The sequence below is a fragment of the Modestobacter lapidis genome (assembly GCF_054780755.1).
Genome location: NZ_BAAGVS010000019.1, coordinates 57383 through 75078, shown reverse-complemented (window position 1 = coordinate 75078; position 17696 = coordinate 57383). Strand labels below are relative to the sequence as shown.

Genomic DNA, 17696 nt, shown 5'->3' with positions numbered 1-17696 from the left:
CCGACCGCGCCGGCGACCACGTCGACTTGGGCGGCAGTGATGTCCCCGGCAGCGAACCCCGCGGCCATGACCGGGAAGTGCTCCAACACCCGACCCGAACGCACGATCCGGGAGGCCTCGGCCGGCGCCAGCCGCGGATGCCCGATCAACCACGACCGCGTGCTCTTCAACCCGTCGTACTCGACGGCCTGCGTGCAACCCGCGTGCCGCACCGTCCGGGCCAGCTCGGCGGTGGCCCGGTTCACCACCCGCACCAGCTCCGCCACCCGATCCAGCACCAACCCATCGCTCAACCCGTGCAGATCCTCAGCCGCGAGCGCGTCCAGAGCCGAGGACAACTCGCCCATGACACCTCCCGCAGCGACTCGAACTGATGTTCGAAGCCTACCGCGAGCCAACGACCATCACAAGATGAAAGTCCAGCTCAGGGCGGCGAAACGACCCGTCAGGAGGCGGCCCCCGGTCTTGGTGGCAGTCTCCACCGGATCACCCGATCATGGCGCGAAGGACGACGCGACGACCAGTCGGATCCGACCGGTCCGAACGAGAGGAGACACAGTGCCCAGGTTCGTGACGATCAGGTACGGGGACGGGGCGGGCTACGACCGCACCGACGCCGCGGTACGGGACGCCGCGCACGCGCACGACGCCCGTCTCCAGGAGACCGGCGTCGCGATGGGCATCGCCGACCCGCGCGAAACGCGCCCCTTGTGTCGCCCTGGACCTGCACGTACAGTTTTATGTACGTGCGGATGGAGGTCGGTCATGCGAACGATGAGCTATTCAGAGTCCCGCGCCAAGTATGCGGAGACGCTCAGCGCGGTCGTCAACGACCGCGAGGAGGTCGTGATCACCCGCGCCGGGCACGATCCGGTGGTCATGGTGTCGCTCGACGATTATGAGTCGTTGAAGGAAGCCGCGTACCTGCTCAGAAGCCCGGAGAACGCCCGTCGACTGCTCGCGTCCATCGATCGGCTCGAAGCCGGTCGGGGGGTCGAGCGGGGTCTCGTTGAGTGAGGCTGGTCTGGGACGAAAGCGCCTGGGATGACTACTTGTGGTGGCAGACTCAGGACCGAAAGATCCTGAAACGAATCAACACCCTCATCGCGGACGTCGACCGCCACGGCAACGACGGGATCGGCAAGCCGGAACCCCTGAAGCACGGGTTCCACGGCTACTGGTCGCGGCGCATCACCGATGAGCACCGACTCATCTACCGGATCAACGACGACGAGATACGCATAGCTGCCTGCCGTTACCACTACGGCAGCTGAGGCGTCGCATGGGACGACGAGCCGGCCATGCGTCACGTCGTCAGACGATCCGCACCCGTAGCCGGCGGAAGCCGCGGCCCTTGCTCTCCATCTTCACCACCTCGACCCGGCCCACCATCGAGGTGGACGCCACGTGGGTGCCGCCGTCGGCCTGGGTGTCCAGCCCGACGATGTCCACGATCCGTACCTCCTCCAGGTCGGGCGGGAGCAGGTTGGTCGCCGTCCGGATGATGTCCGGGATCGCGAACGCCTCGTCCCGCGGCAGCACCTTCACCTCGATGCGGCGGTCGGCGGCGAGCTCGGCGTTGACCGACTCGGCGATGCGGTCCTTGAAGTCGGGCGGCACCTCGGCCAGGTCGAAGTCCATCCGGGCGGTCAGCGGCTCCATGTTGCCGCCGGTGACCAGCGCCCCGAAGTCGCGGAACACCACGCCGGTGAGCACGTGCAGGCCGGAGTGGGTGCGCATCAGTGCGGTCCGGCGGTCGTCGTCCAGGGCTCCGCGCACCGCCGTGCCCACCGGCGGCAGCGGGTCGCCGTCGGCCGGCAGCAGGTACAGCTCGTCGCCGCGCCGGGTGCCGGCGATCCGGGTGCGCACCCCACCCCACAGCAGCACGCCCTCGTCCGGCGGCTGCCCGCCGCCGCCGGGATAGAACGCCGACCGGTCCAGCACGATCCCCGTCTCCGGGTCCGACGCGACCACCGTCGCGTCCCACTCCCGCACGGTCGCGTCGACGAGGTCCAACCGGTGGGTGCGTCCGTGTCCGTACGTGGTCTCCACCGGGTCATCGTGCCCGCTGCCGCCCGAGGGCGCGGCGAGCCCTGCGCGTGAAGGGGTGCGTCGGCCCTCAGCTCGGGGAGGAGTCCTCGTCGGGCACCCGGCTGAACGTGGCCAGCGATCCCTTCTTCGAGAAGGCCGCCCACGTGTTCAGCGAGGTGATGGCGACCACCGCGATGCACCAGAACACCAGGAAGGCCTGGCCGCCCCCCTCCGCGTCGCTGAACTGGGTGACGCCGAACACGAGCATCCCGATCCCCACGACGATCCCCAGCACGGCGGCGGGTCTACTCGGCTTGTACCGGTACGAGCTCATCGGGAACAGCCCCTCTCCTCGGCGAACGCCCTGGTCAGGCACAGGATACCGAGATGATGATCTACCTGCGAGCCGAACGGGCGTGGCCGCGACCGTGGGCGCGGGAAGAAGCGCGGCCCCCCGTACGGTTGCCAGTCGCCACGGAGCACGTCCACGCGCCGTCGTCCGCACCCCTCACCGAGGAGCAGCACCCCGTTGTCGAGCTCGTCCCGCGACGTCGCACCCCATCCCGACCTGGCCACCGAGCAGGACCACGTCACCGGCCTCTACCGCCGGCTCGACACCGCCCGCGCCCGGGCGGTGACCCGGATGGAGCAGGCCATCTCCGGGCCGGTCGCCGGCAATCCGCAGGCCCTCGGCGAGCGGGAGGCCGCCGCCGACTTCCAGGCCCGGCGCATCACCATGCTGGATGCCGCCGAGCCCGGCCTGGTCATCGGCCGGCTCGACCGCACCGAGGTTCCGCAGCCGCTCTACATCGGCCGCACCGGCCTGGCCGCCGACGATCCCGGCGGCGACCCCGCCCTGGTCGACTGGCGCGCCCCGGCGGCCCGGCCGTTCTACACCGCCACCGCCTTCTCCCCCGACGGCGTGGCACGCCGCCGGCACATCCGCACCCTCGGCCGCCGGGTCACCGACATCGACGACGAGGTGCTGGTCCTCGCGGAGGGCGAGGAGGGCGACCCCACCGCCCTCACCGGCGAGGCGGCGCTGCTGCGTGCGCTGACCGCCGACCGCACCGGCCGGATGACCGACATCGTCCGCACCATCCAGGTCGAGCAGGACCGGATCATCCGCAGCGACGCCCGCGGGGTGCTCGTCGTGCAGGGCGGCCCCGGCACCGGCAAGACCGCCGTCGCGCTGCACCGCGCCGCCTACCTGCTCTACACCCACCGCGACCGGCTGGCCCGCAGCGGACTGCTCGTCGTCGGGCCCACCCCCACCTTCCTGCGCTACATCGCCGACGTGCTGCCCGCGCTCGGCGAGACCGGCGTGCTGCTGTCCGGGCTCGGCCAGCTCCGGCCGGGCATCGACGCCCGCGCCGACGAGCGGCCCGAGGTCGCCGAGGTCAAGGGCCGGCTGGTTATGGTCGACGTGCTCACCCAGGCCGTGAAGCAGCGGCAGACCGTGCCGCGCGGGGTCCGCGAGATCGTCGTCGACGGGGTGCCGATCAAGCTCCGCCCGGCCGACCTGTCCCGCGCCCGGACCGTCGGCCGGCGCGCCTCCCGGCTGCACAACCTGGGGCGCGGCGCCTTCGCCCGGGCCGTCGTGGACCTCGTCGCCCAGCGCTACGCCGACCGGCTCGGCGCCGACGTCCGCGGCGGCGCCGGCCTGCTGGACGCCGGCGATGTCGCCGCCATCCGCCGGGAGATCCGCGCCGAGCCCGCGGTCCGCGCCCTGGTCGACGAGCTCTGGCCGCGGCTGACCCCCGAGCGACTGCTCACCGACCTGTTCGCCGACCCCGACCGGCTCGCCGCCGTCACCCCCGGCTGGGACGACGCCGACCGCGCCCTGCTGCACCGCGCGCCGACCGGCGACTGGACCCCCGCCGACGTGCCGCTGCTCGAGGAGGCCGACGAGCTCCTCGGCCTCGACGACTCCGCCGAGCGGGCCGCCGAGGAACGCCGGCAGCGCCGCGCCAGGGCGTCGGCGCAGCAGACCCTCGACCTGCTCCACGGCTCCCGCTCCACCGACCTCGAGGACGACGAGGAGGGGGAGGAGCTCACCGCCGGCGACCTGCTCGATGCCGCCGGGCTCGCCGAGCGCGAGGAACTGGCCGACTACCGGACGACGGCCGAGCGGGCCGCCGCCGACCGCACCTGGGCCTTCGGGCACGTGGTGGTCGACGAGGCCCAGGAGCTGTCGGCGATGGCCTGGCGGCTGCTGGTCCGCAAGTGCCCCACCCGCTCGATGACCGTGGTCGGCGACCTCGCCCAGACCGGCAGCCTGGCCGGCGCCGACAGCTGGGCCGACGTCCTCAAGCCGCACGCCGAGGGCCAGTGGCGGCTGGCCGAGCTCACGGTCAACTACCGCACCCCGACCGAGATCATGGCGGTGGCCGCCGACGTGCTGGCCGCCGGCGGGTCGCTGCTGGCGGCCCCCCGGTCGGTGCGCAGCTCCGGCGTCCCGCCGTGGGCTGCGGCGGTGCCGGCGGCCGAGCTGCCGGCCCGGGTCGCCACCGCGACCGCGGAGTTGGCCGCGCAGGGCGGCACCACGGCGGTGCTCGCTCCGCGCACCCGGCTGCCCGCCGTCCTCGCCGCCCTGCAGGAGACGCTGCCCGCCGTCACGGCCGGGCCGGACGCCGATTCCTCCGCCGGGCCCGTCGTGCTGCTGCCCGAGCAGGCGAAGGGCCTGGAGTTCGACTCGGTGCTGCTGGTCGACCCGCAGGGCGTGCTCGACGAGGGGGTGCGCGGGTACAGCGACCTCTACGTCGCGCTGACCCGCGCCACCCAGCGGCTCGGCGTGCTCTCCCCCGGCGCGTTGCCGGCCGAGCTGGCACGCCTGGTCACCGCCTGAGCGGCGGTACCCCGCCGGCGGGGGCGGGCGGCAGCACCGTCGTCCGCTGCCTCAGTCGACCCGCAGCACCTCGGCGACCGGCCGCCGCCCGCTGGCCACGGCCTCCCCGGCCGGGTACCCCAGCCGCAGCAGCATCTGCGGGTGACCCACCAGCGCGAGCCGGTGCGACAGCCGGTTGCGCGCCCACGGCTGGTCGAGCGCCTGGGTGAGCGGGGAGGCCGCGAGCCCGGCGACGGTGACCCGCAGCAGCAGCCGGCCCAGCGCCTGCCCGGCCTGCAGCCAGCCGGCCCGGTCGTCGGACATCGTGCCCAGCAGCAGCACCGCGGGGTGTTCCACCGACGGCGGCGGCTCGTCGTCGGCGGCGGCCGGCGCCGGCGGGCGAGCCGCCCCCGGGTCGGCGACGAAGTCGCGGACCAGCCAGTTGGACGGCCGCCGCGACCGGTCCCCCTCCGGCAGCGCGGCCACCGGCACGCCGTCGGAGGCGGTCGGGTCGGTGCGCGTCCAGGCGTGCAGCTCGGCGAGGTAGGCCGGGTCGCGCTGCTCCAGCTGCTCGACCTGGCCGAGCAGGAACACCGTGGCGGCCTCCTCGTCCTCCCGGCTCACCGGCTTGAGCCACACGCCGTCCCGGCCGATCTCGGCCTGCAACTCGTCGACCAGCCCGGTCGGCACCGGCCGGTCGAGGAACGGCAGCCGGTCGGTGTGCCGCCGGGCGATCGCCCCGGCCAGCTCCCGCTCGGCCGCGGACGGCTCCCGCGCCCCGGTCACCCGGATCGTGGCGAGGTGGTCGGGGTCGGCCGGGTCGGGGACCAGCTCCGCCTCGCCGGCGTGGCCCAGGGCGGCCAGCGCGACGACGGCGAAGTGCACCGCGACCCCGCAGCTCACCACCTGCTGGCGCCGGGTCGGGTCGATCGCCGGCAGCGCCCGCCCGGGGTCCAGCCGGACGTCCAGCCGGTCGCCGGTCGCGGCGAACAGCCACGGCTGCGTGTTGTGGATCGACGGCGCGCGCACCGCCTGCCCGACCACCTGCTGCCACTGATCCGCGTCGAGCACGTCGGCCTCCACGATCCTCGGTCGTCCTGCCCCTGACCCTACGGGCGGCGGGTGAGGGCCAGCAGCGCGATGTCGTCGGACCGGTGGGTACCGGCCAGGTCGCCGAGCAGCCGGTCGCACAGCTCATCGGGGTCGGTGGTCGGAACCCGGGTGGCGGCAGCCAGCAACCGGGCCAGGCCGGCGTCGATGTCGCTCCAGCGGCTCTCCACCAGGCCGTCGGTGAACAGCACCAGCGTCGCTCCCGGGGGCACCACGCCGGTCCACTCCGCCGCCTCCCCCGGCGGCGCCCCGAGCATCCGGGTGGGGCGTACCGGCAGGAACTCGGCGTGGCCGTCGGTGATCAGCAGCGGCGGCGGGTGGCCGGCCGAGGCGACCCGCAGCTCGCCCGACGGCAGGTCCAGGGACGCGAACAGGGCCGTGGCCATCCGTTGCAGGCCGAGCAGCGGCCAGCTGGCCTGCAACCGGTCGATCACCGCCGACGGCGACGGCGACTCGACCAGCAGCGCCCGGTACACGCTGCGCAGCTGGCCCATGGTGGCGGCCGCGGTGATGTCGTGCCCGACCACGTCACCGACGGCGATCGCCACGTGCCCCTCACCGAGCGGCGCCACGTCGTAGAAGTCGCCGCCGATCTCCGCTCCCCGGTTGGCGGCCAGGTAGCGCACCGCCACCGCCACCCCGGGGACCTCCGGTGGGGGCGGCGGCAGCAGCGTGGCCTGCAGCGTGTGCGAGGTGCGGACCTCGAACTCGTACCGCTGCGCCTTGGCCATGACCAGGGAGACCTGGTGGGCGAGCTGCTCGGCGACCTCGACGTCCGCGGCGGTGAACGCACCCCGCCGCCGGTCCGCGCCCAGGGTGAGCACGCCCAGCACCCGCCCCTCCGCGACCAGCGGCACGGCGACGATGCTGGTGAGCTGCAGGGCGCGCACCGTCCGCAGCTCCACCGGATCACGGACCACGGTGGCCAGCCACGCGTCGTCGACGGCGGAGAACCACTGCGTGCGGCCCTCGGCCAGCGCCCGCTGCGCCGGATACGGCAGGTCGCGCGCCGGTGGGGCCCACTCGCGGAGCGTGTCGACCAGGTGCTGCCTCGCCGGATCGCCGTGCCGGGCCACGACCCGCTGGACGCCGTGCTCGGTGGCCAGGTCCAGCACGCACATGTCGGCCAGCCGCGGCACGGCGAGGTCGGCGAGGCGCTCGACCGTCTCCGCCACACCGGTGGCAGCGGCCATCAGCCGGGCCGCGTGCAGCAGGAAGCCCGACCGCTCGGCCTGCCGGGTCGTCTCCTCGTGGAGCCGGGCCCGCTCCAGCGCCTGGCCGGCCTGCCGCCCGAGGGTCCAGAGCAGGTCGACGTCGCCGGCCGGCAGCTCGCCGTCCACCGGCTCGGCGAGCGAGATCAGCTCGCCCTCCTGCCGGCCCAGACCCAGCACCAGGACGCCCAGCCGTCGGGTGTCGACGGTCACCGGGACGACGACGAGCGCGGTGAGCCCGCCCGCGACGAGCGCGGCGTCCAGCTCCGGCCGCTGCTCGCGCAGCCGCCCGCCGGGGGTGAGCACCCGCAGCCCCTCGGCGAGCTCCAGGGCCACCCGTCCGCCGGCCGCGGTGGCCAGCTCACCCAGCAGCCCCGGCGGGAGCCCCTCGCTGCGGGCCACCACCAGGGTCGGTCCGCTCTCCCCCGGCCCGCCGCCGACCGGCACCGATGCCCGCTCGTCGGGCTCGTCGCCGACCAGCCAGAGCGCCACGCCGCGGGCCGACAGCGCCGCCCGCGCCCGGTCCACGACCACGGCCGCGACGTCGGCGACCGAGGTGGCGCCGGCCAGCTCCTCGACGACCTGCTGCAGCGTCCGCGCCCGCGCCCGTGACTCCTCGGCTGACCGCTGGGCGGTCAGGATCTCCCGCTCGTACCGCCGGCGGGCGGTGGCCTCGAACAGCGTCGCGCGCACCATCACCGGGGCGCCCTCGCCGTCCCGCACCTCGACGGCGTTGACCAGGCACGGCAGCAGCGTGCCGTCCACCCGGACGACGTCCAGGGCGACCTCGCGCACGGCTCCCTGCATGCGCAGCAGCGGCGCCAGGTGGGTGTCGTGGAAGACCTGGCCGCCGACGCTGAGCAGGTCGCGCAGCTTGGTGCGCAGCAGCTGCTCGCCGGCCAGCCCGGTCCAGGCGCAGAAGGTCCGGTTGACCTTGACGATCGTCCCGTCGGGCAGCGTGGAGAGGTAGCCGCACGGGGCGTTCTCGTACAGGTCCGCCGAATCGTCCTCCAGCAGCTGGTCCAGGTGCGCGCGCCCGGCGTCGTCACGCCGGCGCTCGGCCGCCATGGCCCGGCCCGTCAGAGGAACGACCGGATGGCGGCGGTCGTCTCGTCCGGTGCGCTCAAATTCGGGCAGTGCCCGGTGGCGGCGAGCTGGTGGAAGACGCTGCCCGGCACGTGGTCGTGCACGTAGCGGCCGACGAACTCCGGCGCGATCACGTCCTCGGCGCACTGCAGCACCAGCGTCGGCAGCCACAGCGAGGCGAGGTCCGCCCGGTTGTCGGACAGGAACGAGACCCGGGCGAACTGCCGCGCCACGTCCGGCGCCGTGCGGCAGAAGCTGTTGGTCAGTTCCGCGGCCAGCTCCGGCCGGTCGGGGTTGCCCATGATCACCGGGGCCATCGCGGCCGACCAGCCGAGGTGGTTGGCGTCGAGGCTGTCGAGCAGTTCGGTGATCTGCGCCCGGGAGAACCCGCCGGCGTAGCCCTCGGCGTCGACGTACCGGGGGCTGGGGCCGACCATCACCATCGCGCCGAACCGGTGCGGCGCCTGCCGGTAGGCCAGCAGGCCGATCATCGCGCTCACCGAGTGGCCGACGAACACCACGTCGGTCAGGTCGAGCTCCTCGAGCACCTCGACGAGGTCATCGGCGTACCCGCGCAGCGAGCCGTACTTCACCGGGTCGTAGGCCGACAGGTCGGAGTGCCCGAAACCGACGTGGTCGAAGGTGACCACCCGGTGGTCGACCTCGAAGTCGGGGGTCATGAACCGCCACATGTTCTGGTCACAGCCGTACCCGTGGGCGAACACGACGGGCCGGCCGCCGGGGACACCGCTCACACGGACGTCGTTCCGTGTGCTCACGATCATGGCCTGAACCTACCGACCGGAACGGCGGGGAGCCACCTCCGCGCCGGGTGCAGGAGCGCCCCGTCGAGGAGGTGGCCCGTCCCTCGTCCCAGCCGACCGACCGGCCGCTCGCGCCGGCCCGTCAGCTCACGGCCGTTCGGGGAACGCCGCCAGGATCTCCTCCTGCGTGGTGTGCTGGCCGCCCTTCATGGTCGCGCCCACGTTGACGAGCTGGTCGATGTCGGCCAGCGGGTCGCCGTCGATGAACACCAGGTCGGCCAGCTTGCCGGGCTCGACCGTGCCCAGGTCCGCGGCCACGCCCATGGTCTCGGCCGCGATACTGGTCGCCGTCCGGAGCGCTTCCGCCTCGGTCATGCCACCGGCGACGAGGGACCGCAGGACCATGTGGTTCTGGATCCCCGGGATGGCCAGGGGGGAGTCCGTTCCGGCCGATACGTTCCCTCCGGCCCGCAGAATCTCCGCGTACAGAGCGGTCGACGCCGAGATCCGCGCCACCTGCTCGGCCGTCGGCACGGTGGCCACGGCTTCCTCGACGCGCGCGATGTCGCTGGCCGGCAGCAGTCGCTGCACCCGCGGATCGTCGGCCAGCCCAGGCTGCAGCCCGAGCAGGCCTGCCGCGTTGAACGGCGTGGCCACGAGGTCGACGCCGCCGGCGGAGTACACGTCGACCACGTCCTGGTAGCTGCGTCCGGCCGGGCTGGTGACGTTGTTGTAGCCGGCACGTTGGGTGGCACCCAGGTGACTCGTGCCGTCCAACCCGAGCGTGGCGGTCGTGGTGAGGATGTGCGAGAAGGCCGGAACTCCCTCAGCGTGCGCGACCTCCGCAACCCGGGCCATGTGATGCGGCGCTGTCCGAACGTAGGTTTTGTAGAGGTCGGGCTCGAGGGCGCTTTGCCGGTCCAGCTCCCGCTCCAGCTGCTCGTCGGACACGATCGCGCGCGTCTCGGGGTGCGAGACGCGGGAGCCGTCGATGAGTTCACCGGCGACGAAGGAACGCGGCCCGAGCAGCTCGCCGGCGGCGAGGGATTCCCGGGCGGACACCGCCTCGTTGAGGAACCCTCCCATCGACACGGTCGAGGTAAAGCCCATGGACAAGTAGAAGTTCCACCACTTGGTGCCGTAGAAGCGCATGTCCTGCGGGTGGCTGTGCATCTCGAACATGCCGGGCATCACGGTCTGGTCGGAGGCGTCGATGAACCGCGCGCCCCGGTGGCCGCGATCCCGGTGCGGCTCGACGCGGACGATCCGGTCTCCGTCGAGGACGATGTCGACGTCCTCGACCGCCTCCTCGCTCACGCCGTCCCACATTCGTCCGGCATGGATAACCGTGCGCCCGTGGGCGACATCGTCCTGCCACTTCAGCTTCACCTCGTGCTCGCGGACGTCGCCCCCGTCGATACCGACGGACGTGAGCTCCCCGTGGTGGAGGTAGAGCAGCCGCTGCGAGTCCCCGCTCCAGGACGGGGAGTCGGCGGTCTCCTCGGTCACCTGCCGGGCCGGGCCGGTCGGCGCGCCATCCGGCCCCACGGGGATGACCCAGAGGACGGACTCCATGATGAAGGCCATCCAGGCGCCGTCCGGGGACCACACCGGCCCGCTGTCACCGAGGTCGGCGATCGATCCGTCGTCTGCCACCGGGTAGGGGACCTGGGCGCCGGTCTGCGTGTCGACCACCCAGATGGAGTTGAAGTCCTCGCGGAACCGCTTGTTCGGGGCGAAGGCACCGTCACCCAGGGCCAGGTACCGGCCGTCCGGCGACCACGACGTCCCCTCCCACAGTTCCCCTCCGGGACCGGCACCGAGGCTGGTCACCGCGCCGCTGGCGAGGTCGAGGACCTGCAGGCCGTTGTCCTGGTCCAGGTAGGCCAGCCGTGCCGTGTCCGGGGACAGCGAGGCGCCGTACTCGGCCCCCGCACCGCTGGTGAGCTTCTGCTCCTGACCGGTCGCGAGGTCGCGCCGGTACACGTCCGGCGACCCCTGCTTGTCCGAGGTGTACGTGATCGCCTGCCCATCCCGGGACCACTCGACGTCGTACTCCCAGTACTGGTCGTCGGTCAGCTGCCGCGGCTTCCCCGCGGTCAGGAGGTGTAGGTCGTTGAGCGCGCCAAAAACGATGGTTCGGCCGTCGGGCGACAGCCGGGGGTTGACCAGCCCCTCAACGGAGTGGGGCGCCGATGAGCTCCACTCCCGTTCCTTGGGTTCCCATACGGGCCGCTCGAGCTCCACGACCGCCTCGAAGGGGATCTCCTGTCGCGCCCCAGTCGTCAGGTCCCGGATCCACACCCGGCCGTCGGCCGTGTAGAGGAACGTGCTGTCCGACATCCACCGCGGGGCGAAGGTGAAGACGTCCTCGCCCTGGGTGACGGCGGTGCCGTTGAGGAACAGGCCGCCGCCCTGCCAGTAGAGGACGCCGGACCCGTCCGGCGTCCAGGACGGTGCCCGTCCGCCGGTGGTCAGAGGGCGGCGATTGCCGTCCCGGTCGACCGCGGCGATCAGCGTGTTCCGGCCCTCCGCCTCGACGAAGGCGATCTCGTTGCCGTCGGGGGACCAGGCAGGCTCGTACTCCTCGGTGGCACTGCTCGTCCAGCGGGTCAGATCACCGCTGTCGACGGCGACGGCGTAGATGTCGAACGATCCCTCGCCCGCGCGGTCGGAGGCGAAGGTGATGGCGCTGCCGTCGGGTGACCACGCCGGCTCACGGTCGTCATGGGAACCGAACGTCAGCTGACGGAGCCCCGTCCCGTCCGGGCGGACCACCCAGATGTGGTAGTACCCGCCGCGGTAACTCTGAAAGGCAATGAGCCCGCCATCGGGCGAGTAGACGGGCCGGGTGGCCTCCAGCGACGGCTCGGTGATCTGTGTCGCCACCCCGCCGTCGGCCGGGACCGTCCACAGCATCGAGTAGACGTCGAGGACGACGGTGCCGCCGTCCGGGGACACCGCTGCCGCGAGGTTGGTGACCTCCGACATCGGCACCTCCACCGTCCGGGAGGACCCGTCTCCGGCACTGGCCGGGTGCGGGGCCACCGCCGTCCCGACAACGAGAGAGGCGACGGCGAGCCCGGAGACGGTCACCATCGCCGAGGCGCGACGCCGACGCCGCCGGGCCCGTGCCGGGCTCTGCCCGCTGTAGTGGATCCTCGATCGGCTGCGCGGCACGGCGCTCTCCCCACGTGGACACCCATGCCTGACGCCCGCCCATTGCGCGCCCCAACTATGCGTGGAGTGCGCGGAGGATCACAACATCATGTCGACACGTCGTCAAGTTTATGTAGCACGTCCGGCCGGACCGGGACGGACGACAGTCATCACCACACGGCTGGCCGGCCGTGCGGGAATGCGGCGCAGCGAGATCGACAGGTCCTGCTCGGGCAGCACGTACTCCAGCGCGGCGAGCCGGCCGGCGAGCGCCGCCAGCAGCGCGACCGTGACGTCCTCCCCGGGGCAGCGGTGCCCGGTGCGCGGATCGCCGGCGCCCTGCGGCACCAGCTCGAACGGGCCGATCCGCCGGACCTCGCCGCCGGCGAGGAACCGCTCGGGCCGGAAGACGTAGGGGTCGCCCCACAGCTGCGGGTCGTGGTTCTGCCCGAACAGGTCGAGCAGCACCATCGCCCCGGCCGGCACCCGGACGCCGTTCCACTCGACCTCCCGCGGCGCCCGGCCACCGATGAACGGCGCGAACGGGTAGAACCGCCGCACCTCGTGGGCGAAGGCCGTCGGAAACGCCGCGTCCCCGGTGCGCAGCCGGTCCCGGTTGGCCGGCCAGGAGTGCAGCGCATGGGCGGCGAAGGCGACGAACCAGCAGACGGCCACCGTCGGCCGCAGGACGTTGAGCAGCTCGACCGCGGCCACCCGGGGCTCGAGCAGCTCCCCGTCGGAGTCGCGGTGCCGGCAGACGACGTCGACCACCGACCCCGCCGGGACCGTCCGGGCGCCGCTGCGCACGTCGTCCACCAGGCCGGCGAGCCAGGCCTCGCGCCGCTGCCGGACCCGGCGCGCCCGCCAGTGCCGCGGGGCGCCGGTGGCGAAGCCGTCGACCAGGGTGGTCAGGTCGCGGGCCAGCGCGGGCACCTCCGCCTCGGTCAGCGGCACCCCGGCCCAGCTGCACACGCCGCGGGTGAGCACCCGGCCCACCTCGTCGAACAGCACCACCCGGGGGCGGGCGGCCCACTGCGGCACGGCGTCGTCCCAGGCCGCGGTGACCGCGTCGACCAGCGCGCCCGTTCCCGAGCCCATCAGCAGGTCGACGAACATCGCCTTGCGCACCCGGTGCGCCTCGCCGTCCAGCGTGTGCACCGCGCCGTGGCCGAACAGCGTGCTGACCACCGGTTCGGGCAGCGCACCGCGGCGATGCACGTGGTCCTCGTCGTAGAGGAACCGGGCGCCCTCGGGCCCGGCCACGCCCAGGGTCCGCCGGCCCATCAGCCGGGTGTGCAGGGCGGTCCGGACGCCACCGGCACGGGCGGCGGCGCGGCGGCGGTCGGGGAACCACGCGTACCCCTGGGTCAGCATCGGGATCGTGTTGTCCAGGCGGAGCCTCCGGATCATGGTCTGCCGTTGCCCACCTGTCCGGCGGGGAAACGGCCCGGGTCCTCGTACCCGAGCCGGGCGAGCAGCTCCTGCACCTCCTGGCCGGCCCAGCTCTGCCCGGACCCGACGTCGATCTCCTCGGCCACCCGGCTGAGCGCCGCGGACAGCACCGTCTCCTCCTCGTCGAGCAGCCCGCGGTACGCGGGGTCGAGGAGGTAGCCGGCCGGCCGGCTGGACAGGCACCCGAGCAGGTCCAGCAGCACCTCCAGCCGACGTGCGGCCTCGGCGGCCGACGCGTCGGCCGGCGCCATCGCCACGGTCGCCACGTCGCGCTCCCACAGCCGGGCCCGGACCGGGTCCTCGCGCAGCGCCAGCACGGTGCCCGCGTGGCGGTGGTCGCCCGCCATGGTTCCGTCCAGCGCGGTGCGCACCTGGTGGGCGATCCGGATCAGGTCGTCGTCCAGCATGGAGGTGCCCACGAAGAGCACGTGCCGGGTGAACAGCAGCGACTGGAGGACCCCGGCCAGCGCGCTGCGGGAATCACCGCGCAGGTACTCCTCCCGGGTGAGCACGATGCTCCCCGGGCGGGCGGCGTCGCCGTGCAGCTTCAGCAGCCACGCGCTGCCGGGGGTCGCCTCGTCGAACGGCAGCACCTCCAGCCGGCGGCCGACGTCCTCGGCGGCCAGCTCGACCAGCGGGTCGTAGTTGGTGGTCACGTACTCGCGGACCGGGAGCCCGGCGATCATCGCGTGCGCCAGCGAGTAAGGCCCCGGTCCGAAACGCTGGTGCACGTAGGCCCCGAGTTCGTCGCGGCCGAGCTCGCGGGCGAGCAGCGCGGCGGCGTCCTGCGGCGGCAGCTGCGACAGCCCCGCCCGCAGACCGTCGTCCAGCCCGGCCCGCCCGGCGAGCTCGTCCAGCAGCTGCTCCCAGGTGGGCAGCCCGGCGGCGGCGCTCACCCCCGCCCCCAGGAACACGGCGAGCTGGCCGCGCCGGGCGCGTTCCCCCAGCTGCCCGGCGACCCGGCACAGCTCGTCGGGCAGCTCCCAGCCACCGCCGTCGGCACGGCGCACCCGCTGGGCAGCGGCCAGGTCGCTGGGCCGGCGCAGCACCAGGGCGACGTCGTAGCCGTGCTCGTCGGCCGCCTCCCGCAGCACCGGCAGCAACTGCTGCAGCAGGGCGCCGCGCTCTCCTGCCGCGCCGCCCCAGCCGGTGCCCAGCGCCGGCAGCCCGACCAGCCGGCGGGCCCGCCCGTGCGCCGGCCGGGGCACCTCCCGCCGGGCGACGGCGGCCAGCGCCTCGCGTGCCCCGGCGAGCAGCCACGGCAGGCCGCGCCCGGCGTCGTCGAGCGTGTCGACCAGCCACGCCTGCCGCTCACCGGCGCCGGGGACGGCGACCACCCGGTCCGCGCCCGACCAGTCGACCTGCACGACGGCGCCGCCGTCGTCGGCGCCGGTGACAGCGTCCGGCGGCAGCAGCGACACCCAGCTGCGCGTCACCCGCAGCGAGCGGTCGGTCGGCACCAGGACGTCGTCGCAGGACAGCCTGGTCAGGTCGGCGCCCACCACGAACACGTGCCCGCTCATCCCGCGCCGCTACCCGCCCGAGCCGTTCGGCACCATCGACCCGGGCTCGAGCCCGGCGCCGGCGCGGACCCGCCGCGCCGCGGCGTACGCGGGCCGGCGGAAGCGGGCCAGCGGGCCATCGGCCCGCAGCCCGGGCGGCGCGTGCAGCACCGCGTCGACGTGCAGCTCGGGGTCCAGCGGCCGCAGCGGGTTCCCCACGCGCAGCCGGGCGAAGGGCTCCCACGCGCCACCCTCCAGGGCGGCGACCAGGGTGAAGCGCAGCGGCCGGCCGGCCACCGCGGCCGCCAGCGGAGCCGGTTCCGTCGGGACACCGGAGCCCTCCGGCAGCGCGGCCAGCTGCACCGGCCCGAACACGGAGCGGTAGGACATGATCGAGCCGTAGGCGGTCGCGGCGTCCCGGCGCAGCACCGGCACCCGCCGCGTCCACCGGCCCCGGCCGGTCGAGGACAGCAGCAGGTCGACCGGCCGGGCCCCGGACCCGTCGCCCGGCAGCCGCACCACCAGGCCCAGCACGTCCGGCCACGCCCCGGGCAGCCCGGCCCCGCGGGAGAACCGGACCAGCACCCGGTCGACGCGCCGCTCGTCGAGCCAGTCGATCCCCCAGGGCCGGGGCGGGCCGGTGCGGTGCAGGACGCCGCTGCACAGCGCACCGCGCGGGTGCATCGGCTTGGCGCCGCGCACCCGGGTCAGCGCGGCCAGCGGGACGGCGACCGCACGGCCGGCCAGGTCGACGAGGTCGGGCACGGTCCTTCGGTACCACCGGCGGCGCCGTTCCACCCATCCCGGAGCCGGACCGGCGCGGCCGGGAGGATGCCGGCATGGACCATCCGCCGCTCGGTCTGCTGCTGGACGTGGACGGGCCGATCGCCAGCCCGCTCACCCGCACCGTCGCCCAGCCGGGCATCCTCCCGGACCTGCGGGCGCTGCTGGCCGCCGGCATCCCGGTGGTGTTCAACACCGGACGGTCCGACGCCTTCCTCCGGGAACGGGTGATCGCGCCGCTGGTGGCCGGTGGCTGGCCGGCCGGCGCCCGCCTGCACGCGGTCTGCGAGAAGGGCGCCGTGTGGGGCACGGTCGGCGCCGACGGGCTGGGCGAGGTGCACGTCGACGACACCCTCGCCGTGCCACCGGTCTGCGCGGAGGTGGTGGCGGCACTGGTCGCGGGCGGGCACGGTGCGGCGATGGACGTCGACCGCACCAAGCGCTCGATGGCCACCGTCGAGGCCCGCACCGACGTGCCGCCCGCCGACTACCGCCGCGCGCAGGCCGCGTTCGACACCGACCTGGTCGCGGCGCTCACCGCCCGCGGGCTCGGGGTGCGGCTGGGCGACCGGGTCGTCCGGGACGCGGCCGGCCGCTGCCCGTGGCGGGTGGACCCCAGCGTCATCGCCACCGACCTGGAGTCCGTGTCGGTCGGCAAGGACCTCGGCGCCCGCCGCGCCCTGGAGCTCCTCGCCGCCGACGGGCCGCTGCCCCGCAGCTGGCACACCGTCGGGGACTCCCCGAGCGACTACCGGATGGCCGACCAGCTGCACGGGCTGGGCGCCGAGGTGATGCACGTCGACGTCCACCCGGCCGGCCCGCCGCCGGCCCGCCCCTACCCGGTGACGATCGACCCGGTGCTGCGCGACGACGCCGCGGGGGCCCGGCACCTGCGGTCGCTGGTGACCCGGTTCACCTGACCGGGGCGGCGTCCGCGGTGGTGCCGGGCGGGCCGGCCCGCCGGGCCGGGCTCAGGAGCCGCAGCCGCCCGCGCCACAGGCGCATCCGCCGCAGCCGCCGGCCGGCGCGGGTGCCGGGCGGCGGGCGATCCGCCACATGCCCACCGCACCGAGCAGGTTGACCAGCCCCAGCGCGGCCACCAGCACCGCGAGCACCGCGGTGCCCACCCCGAGCAGCGCGGCCACCCCGGCCGCCACCGCGAGCAGGACGGCGCCGGCCAGCACGGCGGCGCCGGCGACCCCGGCCACTCCCCGGCTCGTCCCCGCGGCCAGCGCGAGGGCCGGTACCGCGAGGACGAGCCCGGCGACCAGCACCCAGGCCGACGTGGTGCCAGACAGCAGCGCCACGGCGGCGGCCACCAGGCCGAGCCAGACGGTGAGCGCACCGGAGGCCGCGGCGTCCCGGGGCAGCTTCCCGGCGCGGATGTCGCGGAGCATGCCCGCACCGCGCACCGCGGCGACCGCGCCGAGCCCGGCCAGCAGCAGCCGGTCACCGTCGTCCCGGAGCAGGGCGACCGACCCGAGGGCCAGCAGCACCCCGCCGAGCAGGGCCATCCGGGGCCACGCCGTCCGGGCGGTCTCGGGGGCGGCGGGCTGGGGGCCGGCCGTCAGCCGGCCGCTCGCGGTCGCAGCGTTCGTCACGCCGACCAGTGTCCCCCACGGCCGGTCCCGCGGGCGCGGGGATGCCGCCGGCCGGGTCGTGGCGACCGCGCGACGCTCCGCCGGGCGGCGGGCCCGCCGCTGTGCCAATCTGAGCGGCCTCGCCAGAGGGGCGCACCGGATCCGGGGCACACCCCGCTCCGACGACCGAA

Annotated in this window: 15 protein-coding genes; 4 read left to right on the top strand and 11 right to left on the bottom strand. The window is 74.7% G+C overall.

Translation table 11 applies throughout. From position 1 onward, the window contains the following. Positions 1-347: DUF222 domain-containing protein (locus ACYVG5_RS16565; protein WP_460683360.1), on the bottom strand; the 347-nt coding region annotated here is incomplete at its 3' end. A gap of 211 nt (positions 348-558) precedes the next feature. On the opposite strand from ACYVG5_RS16565, the gene ACYVG5_RS16560 reads away from it, so the two are divergent. Further along, complete coding sequence (locus ACYVG5_RS16560) at positions 559-1017, top strand: type II toxin-antitoxin system Phd/YefM family antitoxin (RefSeq protein ID WP_460683359.1); 459 nt, start codon at positions 559-561, stop codon at positions 1015-1017. Further along, positions 1014-1274 (top strand): Txe/YoeB family addiction module toxin, encoded by a 261-nt coding sequence (locus ACYVG5_RS16555; RefSeq protein WP_222050187.1) that lies wholly within the window; start codon positions 1014-1016, stop codon positions 1272-1274. Before ACYVG5_RS16560 ends, ACYVG5_RS16555 begins: the two co-directional genes overlap by 4 nt. A 40-nt stretch (positions 1275-1314) precedes the next feature. On the opposite strand, the gene ACYVG5_RS16550 is transcribed toward ACYVG5_RS16555, so the two are convergent. Further along, positions 1315-2052, bottom strand: a complete 738-nt coding sequence (locus ACYVG5_RS16550) for an alanyl-tRNA editing protein (protein ID WP_222050186.1) — start codon at positions 2050-2052, stop codon at positions 1315-1317. A gap of 67 nt (positions 2053-2119) precedes the next feature. Beyond that, positions 2120-2365, bottom strand: a complete 246-nt coding sequence (locus tag ACYVG5_RS16545; RefSeq protein WP_222050185.1) for a hypothetical protein — start codon at positions 2363-2365, stop codon at positions 2120-2122. 195 nt (positions 2366-2560) lie between these two features. On the opposite strand from ACYVG5_RS16545, the gene ACYVG5_RS16540 reads away from it, so the two are divergent. Next, a complete protein-coding gene (locus ACYVG5_RS16540; protein WP_222050184.1) occupies positions 2561-4879 on the top strand; it encodes a HelD family protein in 2319 nt (772 codons plus the stop codon). A 51-nt stretch (positions 4880-4930) separates the two neighbouring features. Here the strand turns inward: ACYVG5_RS16540 and ACYVG5_RS16535 are convergent, their stop codons facing one another. The 7 genes from ACYVG5_RS16535 to ACYVG5_RS16505 all read right to left on the bottom strand — a co-directional run bounded on the left by ACYVG5_RS16535 (position 4931) and on the right by ACYVG5_RS16505 (position 15907). Beyond that, positions 4931-5929 carry an Acg family FMN-binding oxidoreductase gene (locus ACYVG5_RS16535; RefSeq protein ID WP_460683358.1) on the bottom strand — a complete coding sequence of 333 codons (999 nt, stop codon included), beginning with the start codon at positions 5927-5929 and terminating at the stop codon, positions 4931-4933. A gap of 38 nt (positions 5930-5967) precedes the next feature. Next, on the bottom strand, positions 5968-8247 hold the full coding sequence (locus tag ACYVG5_RS16530) for a SpoIIE family protein phosphatase (RefSeq protein ID WP_222050182.1): 2280 nt from the start codon (positions 8245-8247) through the stop codon (positions 5968-5970). 11 nt (positions 8248-8258) lie between these two features. Beyond that, positions 8259-9050 carry an alpha/beta fold hydrolase gene (locus ACYVG5_RS16525; protein WP_222050181.1) on the bottom strand — a complete coding sequence of 264 codons (792 nt, stop codon included), beginning with the start codon at positions 9048-9050 and terminating at the stop codon, positions 8259-8261. A gap of 126 nt (positions 9051-9176) precedes the next feature. Continuing rightward, positions 9177-12209, bottom strand: coding sequence for an amidohydrolase family protein (locus tag ACYVG5_RS16520; RefSeq protein WP_222050180.1), 3033 nt, complete (start codon positions 12207-12209; stop codon positions 9177-9179). Positions 12210-12317: 108 nt separating this feature from the next. Further along, a complete protein-coding gene (locus tag ACYVG5_RS16515; protein ID WP_222050179.1) occupies positions 12318-13598 on the bottom strand; it encodes a cytochrome P450 in 1281 nt (426 codons plus the stop codon). Beyond that, positions 13595-15163 (bottom strand): SIR2 family protein, encoded by a 1569-nt coding sequence (locus ACYVG5_RS16510; protein ID WP_222050178.1) that lies wholly within the window; start codon positions 15161-15163, stop codon positions 13595-13597. The genes ACYVG5_RS16515 and ACYVG5_RS16510 overlap by 4 nt, the downstream gene beginning before the upstream one ends. A gap of 9 nt (positions 15164-15172) precedes the next feature. Next, positions 15173-15907 carry a phosphodiesterase gene (locus tag ACYVG5_RS16505; protein WP_222050177.1) on the bottom strand — a complete coding sequence of 245 codons (735 nt, stop codon included), beginning with the start codon at positions 15905-15907 and terminating at the stop codon, positions 15173-15175. Between the two features lie 74 nt (positions 15908-15981). On the opposite strand from ACYVG5_RS16505, the gene ACYVG5_RS16500 reads away from it, so the two are divergent. Beyond that, positions 15982-16845, top strand: a complete 864-nt coding sequence (locus ACYVG5_RS16500) for an HAD family hydrolase (RefSeq protein WP_222050176.1) — start codon at positions 15982-15984, stop codon at positions 16843-16845. A gap of 51 nt (positions 16846-16896) precedes the next feature. On the opposite strand, the gene ACYVG5_RS16495 is transcribed toward ACYVG5_RS16500, so the two are convergent. Beyond that, a complete protein-coding gene (locus ACYVG5_RS16495; RefSeq protein WP_222050175.1) occupies positions 16897-17526 on the bottom strand; it encodes a hypothetical protein in 630 nt (209 codons plus the stop codon). Between the last annotated feature and the right edge of the window lie 170 nt (positions 17527-17696).